This window comes from Modestobacter lapidis (assembly GCF_054780755.1).
Genome location: NZ_BAAGVS010000021.1, coordinates 1 through 7924 on the forward strand (window position 1 = coordinate 1; position 7924 = coordinate 7924).

Annotated in this window: 7 protein-coding genes; all 7 read left to right on the forward strand. The window is 74.9% G+C overall.

All coding sequences use genetic code 11. The features are described from left to right. Positions 1-1665: molybdopterin-dependent oxidoreductase (locus ACYVG5_RS16970; RefSeq protein ID WP_460683376.1), on the forward strand; the 1665-nt coding region annotated here is incomplete at its 5' end. A 134-nt stretch (positions 1666-1799) separates the two neighbouring features. Next, on the forward strand, positions 1800-2480 hold the full coding sequence (locus ACYVG5_RS16975; RefSeq protein ID WP_222048827.1) for a fasciclin domain-containing protein: 681 nt from the start codon (positions 1800-1802) through the stop codon (positions 2478-2480). Between the two features lie 90 nt (positions 2481-2570). Further along, on the forward strand, positions 2571-3170 hold the full coding sequence (pyrE, locus tag ACYVG5_RS16980; RefSeq protein ID WP_222048828.1) for an orotate phosphoribosyltransferase: 600 nt from the start codon (positions 2571-2573) through the stop codon (positions 3168-3170). A gap of 170 nt (positions 3171-3340) precedes the next feature. Continuing rightward, on the forward strand, positions 3341-4774 hold the full coding sequence (locus tag ACYVG5_RS16985; RefSeq protein ID WP_222048829.1) for an FAD-binding oxidoreductase: 1434 nt from the start codon (positions 3341-3343) through the stop codon (positions 4772-4774). Positions 4775-4802: 28 nt separating this feature from the next. Further along, positions 4803-6158 (forward strand): FAD-dependent oxidoreductase, encoded by a 1356-nt coding sequence (locus tag ACYVG5_RS16990; RefSeq protein ID WP_222048830.1) that lies wholly within the window; start codon positions 4803-4805, stop codon positions 6156-6158. Between the two features lie 122 nt (positions 6159-6280). Further along, complete coding sequence (fbaA, locus tag ACYVG5_RS16995) at positions 6281-7315, forward strand: class II fructose-bisphosphate aldolase (RefSeq protein WP_222048831.1); 1035 nt, start codon at positions 6281-6283, stop codon at positions 7313-7315. 39 nt (positions 7316-7354) lie between these two features. Then, complete coding sequence (locus tag ACYVG5_RS17000; protein ID WP_222048832.1) at positions 7355-7771, forward strand: DUF3151 domain-containing protein; 417 nt, start codon at positions 7355-7357, stop codon at positions 7769-7771. The last annotated feature ends 153 nt before the right edge of the window (positions 7772-7924 follow it).

The following is a 7924-nucleotide window of genomic DNA, read 5'->3' on the forward strand; positions in this document are numbered from 1 at the left end:
GCGGCCGGGACGCCGCGCACCGGCCCGGCCGCCCGCCGGTTCGCCGCCGCCCTGGCCGGCCTGCTCGCCGCCGCCGTCGCGCTCGGGGTGGCCGAACTGGCGGCCGGCTTCATCGGTGCCGCCTCCAGCCCGGTCATCGCCGTCGGCAACGCCGCCATTCCGCTGACCCCCGAGCCGGTCAAGACCTTCGCCATCCGCACGTTCGGCGAGGACGACAAGATCGCCCTCGTCGTCGGCACCCTGGCAGTTCTCGCGATCTACGCCCTCGTGGTCGGCATGGTCGGCCTGCGCTCCCGGGCCCTGGGCTACGCCGGCATCGTGGTCTTCGGGCTGGTCGGCTTCGTCGCGGCCGTCACCCGGCCGGCCGGTGGAGTGCTGGACGGCGTCCCGTCGGTCGCCGGCGCCCTCGCCGGGACCGCTGCCCTCGCGGCACTCCTGGCCCCGCTGGGCACCCGGCCGGGATCCGGTGTCGAGGAGCACGCCGCGGCGGGAGGCGGGCGGGTTCCGGCCGCGGGCACCGCGCGGGCCGACGACCGGGTGCTGGGGCGGCTCCGCGAGGTGCTGGCCGCCGCTGACCGGGGGAACGCGGCCGTGGACCGCCGGCGCTTCCTGGTCACCAGCGGGGTGGCCGTCGGCGTCGCCGCGGTCGCCGGTGGCGGCGGTCGGCTGCTGCAGCGGCGCTTCGCCGTCGCCGGGGAGCGGTCGGACCTGGCCCTCCCCCTGCCGTCCTCGCCGGCCGCGGCGCTGCCGCCGGGCGCCGACCTCGCCGAGCGCGTCCCCGGACTTCCCCCGCTGTTCACGGCCAACCGGGACTTCTACCGCGTGGACACCGCGCTCGTCGTGCCCCAGCTCAGCCCGTCGGAGTACTCACTGACCCTCACCGGGATGTTCGACTCCCCGCGCTCGTTCGGCCTGGCCGAGCTGTTCGACCGGGACGACCTCGTCGAGCGCGACATCACCCTGACCTGCGTCTCGAACGAGGTCGGCGGCACCCTGGCCAGCACCGCCCGGTGGATCGGCGTCCCGCTCGGGGCGTTCCTCCGGGAGGCCGGCGTGCAGCCGGGCTCGGACCAGCTGGTCTGCCGGTCCAGCGACGGCATGACCATCGGCACCCCGACCCGGGCCGCCCTCGACGTCGAGGACGCGATGCTGGCCATCGGGATGAACGGCGAACCGCTGCCGGTCGCGAACGGCTTCCCGGTCCGGATGCTCGTCCCCGGCCTCTACGGCTACGTGTCGGCGTGCAAGTGGCTGACCGGTATCGAGGCGACCACGTACGGCGCCTTCGACGCCTACTGGACCGAGCGGAACTGGGCGATCGACGGCCCGATCGAGGTCTTCTCCCGGATCGACACGCCCGCCTCCCTGCGCCGGTTCCCGGCCGGGCGGCAGGCCGTCGCCGGGGTCGCCTGGGCGCAGACCCGCGGCATCGCCCGGGTCGAGGTCAAGGTGGACGACGCGGAGTTCGTCGACGCCGAGCTCGCCCCCGAGGTGGACGCCGACCTGTGGCGCCAGTGGGTGCTCCCGGTCGACCTCGCCGTCGGCCAGCACCAGCTCACCGTCCGCGCCACCGACCGCGCGGGCACGGTGCAGACCGCCGTCCGGACCCCGCCGTTCCCCGACGGGGCCACCGGCTGGCACTCCATCCGGGTCATCGCGACCTGACCACCCGGGTGCCGGGACACTCCCGGCACCCCACCACGCTCGTCGACGGCCACCGGCCGGCGGCGCCGCCCGGGCCGACGGTCCGGGCACGAACCCCGCGACGAGCCGTCGCACGAGATCCATGGGAGACCACCATGAGCAGCCCCCGCCGCTACCGCAGCATCGTCCTCGCCGGCGCCGCCGGCCTCGCCCTCACGATGACCGCCTGCGGCTCGGACGACACGTCCGCCGCAGAGGGCACGACCAGCAGCGCCGCCGAGAGCACCAGCTCGACTCCCGAGGCCACCGAGGCCACCGAGGCGACCCCGGCGTCGGACGCCCCCTTCGGCCCGGCCTGCTCGCAGGTCCCGACCGAGGGCGAAGGCAGCGTGGCGGGCATGGCCGACGACCCGGTCGCCACCGCCGCCAGCAACAACCCGCTGCTGTCCACCCTGGTGACCGCCGTCACCCAGGCCAACCTGGTCGACGCGCTCAACTCGGCCGAGGACGTCACGGTGCTGGCCCCGGCCAACCCTGCGTTCGAGGCCGTGCCGGCCGACGCGCTGAACGCGCTGCTGGCCGACCAGGCCCAGCTGACCACGGTCCTGACCTCCCACGTCATCCCGGGCCGGCTGGCCCCCGACGAGCTGGCCGGCGAGCACACCACGCTGGCCGGCGGCACCGTGACCATCGAGGGCTCCGGTGAGGACTTCACCCTCACCGCCGACCAGACCGTCGTGGGCAGCGCGCCCGCGTCGGTGATCTGCGGCAACGTGCAGACGGCGAACGCGACGGTCTACCTCATCGACCAGGTCCTGGCGCCGGCCGCCGGCTGATCGCCCGCCCGCCGCAGGGCCGCCGTCCGGACGGCGGCCCTGCCGCGGGCACTGCGGAACGGCCGGGGGTGCTCAGTAGGGTCTGCGCTCATGCAGAAGGACCCCCTCCCTCCCCACTCCTCGTCCCTCGCGGCGGGCCCCCGGGACGGGGCCGCGCACCCCGACCGCGACCGGCTCCGCGAGCTCGTCCTCTCCCTCGCCGTGGTGCACGGGAAGGTCACGCTGTCCTCGGGCCGGGAGGCCGACTGGTACGTCGACCTGCGCCGGCTGACGCTGCACCACGAGGGCGCCCCACTGGTCGGCCGGGTGATGCGGCAGCTCACCGGCGACCTGTCCTACGACGTCGTCGGCGGGCTCACGCTGGGTGCCGACCCGGTGGCCACCGCGATGCTGCACGCCGCGGCGGAGGGAGCCGGGTTCCTGGATGCCTGCGTGGTGCGCAAGCAGGGCAAGGCCCACGGGCTGCAGCGCCGGATCGAGGGGCCCGACGTCGCCGGGCGCAGGGTGCTGGTCGTCGAGGACGTCTCCACGACCGGCGGCAGCCCGCTGACCGCGGCGGAGGCGCTGCAGGAGGCCGGTGCGGAGATCGCCGCCGTCGCGGTGATCGTCGACCGGGGTGGCCGGGCGGCGGTCGAGGCGGCCGGCTTCGAGTACCGGGCGGCGTTCGACCTGGCCGACCTCGGACTCTAGAAGGACCCCGTTGCCCCCCACCGCTCGCAGGCTCGCGGCGGGCCCCTGCAACGGGGCCGCACCCCCACCGCTCGCAGGCTCGCGGCGGGACCCTGCAACGGGGCCGCACCCCGCCCCTGCAACGGGGCCGCAGCCCACCTGGGCAGCCGTCGAGGACGTACGGTCGGGGAGTGACCGCCCGCACGACGACGTGGGTCCGAGAGCTCCAGGACGCCCTGGGCCGCGACAGCGTCCTCACCGACCCCGAGGTGACCGCCTCCTACGCCCGCGACCAGGCCATGCTGGTCCAGGCCGGTGTACCGGCCGCGGTCGTCCTCCCGCGCAGCACCGCCGAGGTGGTGGCGGTGCTGCAGGTCGCCTCCCGGCACGGCGTCCCGGTGGTGCCGCGGGGCGCGGGCTCCGGGCTGGTGGGTGGCGCCAACGCGATCGACGGCGGCATCACCCTGGTGCTCACCCGGATGGACGCCGTCCTGGAGGTGGCGCCGGCCGACCGGCTCGCCGTCGTCCAGCCGGGCGTGGTGAACAAGACGCTGCGGGACGCCGTCCGCGGGCACGGGCTGTTCTACCCACCCGACCCGGCCAGCTACGACTGGTGCACGATCGGCGGGAACCTGGCGGTGAACTCCGGTGGGCTGTGCTGCGTGAAGTACGGCGTCACCACCGACTACGTGCTCGGCCTGGAGGTCGTGCTCGCCGACGGGCGGGTGCTGCGCACCGGCCGGCGCACCGTCAAGGGGGTCGCCGGCTACGACCTGGCCCGGCTGTTCGTCGGCTCCGAGGGCACCCTGGGCGTGATCACCGAGGCGACCCTGGCGCTGCGCCCGTCCCCGCCCGCACCGATCACCCTGGTCGCCAGCTTCGGAACCTCCGCGCAGACCGGCCAGGTGGTCGAACGGGTGGTCACCAGCGGCCTGGTCCCCAGCATGCTCGAGGTGATGGACCAGACCTGCATCCGCGCGGTCGACGATCTGATCCGCGCCGACCTGGACCGGGACGCGCAGGCGCTGCTGCTCGCCCAGTCCGACAGCGGCGGCGAGGCCGCGGCCGCGGAGATCGCACTGCTCACCCGGCTCTGCGAGGAGGCCGGCGCGGACTTCGTGCACTCCACGGACGACCCCGCCGAGGGCGACCTGCTGCTCACCGCCCGCCGGATGGCGCTGCCGGCGCTGGAGCGGCTGGGCAGCCTGCTGCTCGACGACGTCGCCGTACCCCGCTCGCAGGTGGCCACCTTCATCGACGGCTGCGTGGCGATCGCGGCCGAGGCCGGGCTGGTCGTCGGCGTCGTCGGCCACGCCGGCGACGGCAACATGCACCCCACCGTGGTCTTCGACGCCGCGGACGACGACCAGCGGGCGCGGGCCTTCACCGCCTTCGACGCGATCCTGGCCCTGGGCCTGTCGCTGGGCGGCACGGTCGCCGGCGAGCACGGCGTGGGCACCCTCAAGGCCGACTGGCTGGAGCGGGAGATCGGTCCGGTGTCGCTCTCCGTGCACCAGGCGATCAAGGACGCCCTGGACCCGGCCGGCCTGCTCAACCCGGGCAAGCTGTTCCGCCGCGGCCACCGGGCCGACCTGGGCGCGGTCGGCGCCCTGGCCGGATCGTGATCCGCCCCGCGGCCCCCCGGCCGGCCCGGTGAGCGCCCGCCGGCATCTCGTGGTGGTCGGTGGCGACGCCGCGGGAATGTCCGCCGCCACCCAGGCCCGCCGGCTGCGCACGGCGGCCGAGCTGCAGATCACCGTGCTCGAGCAGGGCCACGACGTCTCCTTCTCGGCGTGCGGGATCCCCTACTGGGTGGGCGGGCAGGTGGCCGGGCGGAACGAGCTGATCGCCCGCACCCCGGCCGAGTTCGCCGCCCAGGACATCAGCGTGCACACCGGCACCCGGGCGGCCGGTATCGACCTGGCCGCGGGTGCCGTGGTCACCGAGCACGGCACCCGGTTCGGCTACGACACCCTGGTGATCGGCACCGGTGGCCGGCCCACCCGCCCGCCGATCCCCGGGCTGGACGCCCCCGGCGTCTTCGGGGTGCACCGGCTCGAGGACGGCGCGGCCATCCGGACGGCGATCGACGCCGGTGCGCGCACCGGCCTCGTCCTCGGCGGCGGCTACATCGGGCTGGAGATGGCCGAGGCGCTGCTGGCCCGCGGGCTGGCGGTCACCGTCGTCCTCGCCGACCCGCTGCCCATGCAGCTGCTCGACGCCGACATGGGGGAGCGGGTCTGCGCCGGGCTGCGGGCGATGGGCATCGTCGTGCACACCGACTCGGCGGTGCGCGAGGTACTGCTCGACGGCGACGGCCGGGCGTGCGGGGTGCGCACCGACGGGGCGAGCTACGAAGCCGACCTCGTCGTCCTCGGGCTGGGCATGGGCCCGGAGGTCACGCTGGCCGCCGATGCCGGGCTGGCGCTCGGCGTCACCGGCGCGATCGACGTCGACCGCAGCCAGCGCTGCCGCGACCATCCCGAGGTCTTCGCCGCCGGCGACTGCGCGCAGACCTTCCACCGGGTGAGCGGCGAGGTCGCGCACGTGCCGCTGGGCACGCACGCGAACAAGCAGGGACGGGTGGCCGGGTCGGTCATCGGCGGGCGCCCGGCCCGCTTCGCCGGAGTGCTCGGGACGGCGGTCACCAAGGTCGGCGACCTGGAGGTCGGCCGCACCGGCCTGTGCACCACCCAGGCGGAGGAGGCGGGGTTCGCCTACCGGACCGACGTCATCGAGGCGACCACGCGGGCCGGCTACTTCCCCGGCGCCGAGGACGTCGCGGTGAAGCTGGTCAGCGAGCGTGGTTCCGGGCACCTGCTGGGCGCCCAGGTGGTCGGCGGGCCCGGCTCGGCCAAGCGCATCGACGTGCTGGCCACCGCCATCTGGGCCGGGATGACCGCCGAGGACCTGGCCGGCTCCGACCTGTCCTACGCCCCGCCGTTCTCCCCGGTCTACGACCCGGTCGCGGTCGCCGCCCGAGCGGTCAGCCGCACCGAGCAGGGCTGACGAAGGACCCCGCTGCCCCCCACGCCACGCTCCGCGCGGCGCGGGCCCCTGCAGCGGGGCCGAAGGCTGGCGCGATACTGACGACCAGCACAGCCGCTGACCCCGACGCCAGGAGTGCCCGCATGCCCATCGCGACCCCCGAGGTCTACGCCGACATGATCAGCCGGGCCAAGGAGGGCGGCTTCGCCTACCCGGCCATCAACTGCACGTCCTCGGAGACGATCAACGCGGCGCTGCGCGGCTTCGCCGACGCCGGCAGTGACGGCATCATCCAGTTCTCCACCGGTGGCGCGGAGTTCGGCTCGGGCACCCGGGTCAAGGACATGGTGACCGGCGCCGTCGCGCTGGCCGAGTTCGCCCACGTGGTCGCCGAGAGGTACCCCGTCCAGGTCGCGCTGCACACCGACCACTGCCCCAAGGACAAGCTGGACAGCTACGTCCGGCCGCTCATCGCCATCTCGCAGGACCGGGTGGATGCCGGGCAGGCGCCGCTGTTCCAGTCGCACATGTGGGACGGGTCGGCCGTCGAGCTGGGCGAGAACCTGGACATCGCCGCCGAGCTGATCGAGAAGTGCGCCAGCGCCAAGATCGTCCTGGAGGTCGAGATCGGCGTCGTCGGTGGCGAGGAGGACGGCGTCGCGCACGAGATCAACGAGAAGCTGTACACCGCCGACGGCGACTTCATCCGCACCGCGCAGGCCATCGGCCTCGGAGAGCAGGGCGTCTACCTGCTGGCCGCGACCTTCGGCAACGTGCACGGCGTCTACAAGCCCGGCAACGTCAAGCTCCGCCCCGAGGTGCTCAAGCAGGGGCAGGCCGTCGTCGCCCAGGAGTTCGGCCTCGGCGCCGACGCCAAGCCCTTCAACCTGGTCTTCCACGGCGGCTCCGGCTCCGCGCTGGAGGAGATCCGGGAGGCGCTGTCCTACGGCGTGGTCAAGATGAACGTCGACACCGACACCCAGTACGCCTTCACCCGGCCGATCGCCGGCCACATGTTCAGCAACTACGACGGCGTCCTCAAGGTCGACGGCGAGGTCGGGGTCAAGAAGAACTACGACCCGCGCACCTACATGAAGCTGGCGGAGGCGGGCATGGCCGACCGCGTCGTCCGGGCCTGCGAGGACCTGCTGTCCGCCGGCCAGTCGCAGGCCGGCTGACCCGCCGAGCCCATCCGTCGAAGTCTCGAGGAGCACCGCATGACGCACTCCCACCAGAACCTGCTCGGCGAGCCGCCGGCCACCCTGCTCCCGGGTGAGCCGGCCGCCGACGGCGCGCTGGCCGCCGGCACCGACCCGGCCGAGGTGGCCGCGGCGCACCCCACCTCCAGCGCTGCGTGGGCCGCGCTGGCCGAGGGCGCCCTGGCAAGCACCGATGAAGGCCGGGCCATGACCATCCAGGCCTACGCCTACGCCCGCACCGGTTACCACCGCGGCCTGGACGCATTGCGTCGCAACGGCTGGAAGGGCTACGGCCCGGTGCCCTGGTCGCACGCGCCCAACCAGGGGTTCCTGCGCTGCGTGACGGTGCTCGCGACGGCCGCGGAACGGATCGGCGAGGCCGCCGAGGAGGAACGGCTCACCCAGCTGCTGCGCGACTGCGACCCGGCACTATGACACTGCGATCCTGGCGGATCGCACCGCGGCCAGCGGCCGTCCCCGGCTCGCGCTGAGCCGTTGCCCGCGTCTCCTCAGGGAGGCCTGCGGCCTCCGTCGTCGGCACGGAGGCCGCAGGCGGCCGTCGTAGCCCGGTGCGGGGGGCCGTTGCCC